Here is a 1388-nt window from a genome sequence, read left to right on the forward strand (position 1 = left end):
GGGACTGTGGATTCTTCGGTGTTTCCGGCCTGATTCGCTGACCGGATGGTCAGCGGGAAGGCGCCCTGATGACGACACTTGATGCCGTGGCGAAGAAGAAGGCCGAAGCCTCGGCCGAGCAGCTGGCAGCGGTCGAGTTGGTCCGGATGGCCAAGGAGCAGGGCTTGTCCCTGACCGGGCCGGACGGACTGCTCAAACAGTTCACCAAGACCGTTCTGGAGACCGCGCTCAACGAGGAGATGACCGAGCACCTGGGATACGAACCCAACCAGGCCCCGCAGGAGCGGGAATCGGCGAACGTGCGTAACGGGACCCGGTCGAAGACGGTGTTGACCGAGACGACCGGGCCCGTGCCGATCGAGGTGCCCCGCGACCGCGACGGCAGCTTCGAACCCCAGATCGTGAAGAAACGGCAGCGGCGCTTGACCGGGGTCGATGAGATCGTGCTGTCGCTGTATGCGAAAGGCCTGACCACCGGAGAGATCTCGACGCATTTCGCCGAGATCTATGGCGCCTCGGTGTCCAGGGAAACGGTCTCCCGGATCACGGACAAGGTGATCGAGGAGATGCAGGAATGGTCGAACCGGCCCCTGGACGAGGTCTATGTCGCGATCTTCATCGATGCGCTGGTGGTGAAGGTCAGGGATGGTCAGGTCGCCAACCGGCCGGTCTATGCCGCGATCGGAGTCACCGTGACCGGTGAAAAGGACATCCTCGGACTCTGGGCCGGCACCGGTGGTGAAGGCGCAAAATTTTGGATGAGCGTGCTCACCGAGATCCGTAACCGCGGGGTCAAGGACGTGTTCTTCCTGGTCTGTGACGGTTTGAAAGGCCTGCCGGATGTAGTCGGGAACGTCTGGCCGTTGGCCACGGTCCAGACCTGCATCATCCACTTGATCCGCAACACCTTCCGGCTCGCCGGCCGCCAGGACTGGGACGCGTTGAAACGGGAGGTGAAACCGATCTATACCGCGGTCAACGCTGACGCCGCCCGGGCAGCCCTGGACGAGCTGACCGAGCGGTGGGGCTCGAAATACGGTGCGATCATCAGGCTTTGGAATAACGCGTGGGAGGAATTCATCCCGTTCCTCGACTACGACATCGAGATCCGAAAGGTGATCTGCTCGACGAACGCGATCGAGTCCTTGAACGCCCGCTACCGGCGTGCGATCAAGGCCCGAGGGCATTTCCCCACCGAGCAAGCCGCCCTGAAATGCCTGTATCTGGTGACTCGTTCACTCGACCCGACCGGTGCCGGTCGGGCACGATGGACCATGCGCTGGAAACCCGCGGTCAACGCGTTCGCGATCACCTTCGCCGACCGCTGGCCCGACGCCCGAACCTACTGAGAGAAACCGCCGGAAACACCGATACCGAGATAGTCCCAA

1 protein-coding gene is annotated in these 1388 nt (G+C 62.5%); it reads left to right on the forward strand.

The features are described from left to right. The first annotated feature begins 65 nt into the window (after nt 1-65). Nucleotides 66-1349, forward strand: coding sequence for an IS256 family transposase (locus NFL01S_RS33780; RefSeq protein WP_157117331.1), 1284 nt, complete (start codon nt 66-68; stop codon nt 1347-1349). The last annotated feature ends 39 nt before the right edge of the window (nt 1350-1388 follow it).

The organism is Nocardia flavorosea NBRC 108225 (genome assembly GCF_001613385.1).
GTDB lineage: Bacteria > Actinomycetota > Actinomycetes > Mycobacteriales > Mycobacteriaceae > Nocardia > Nocardia flavorosea.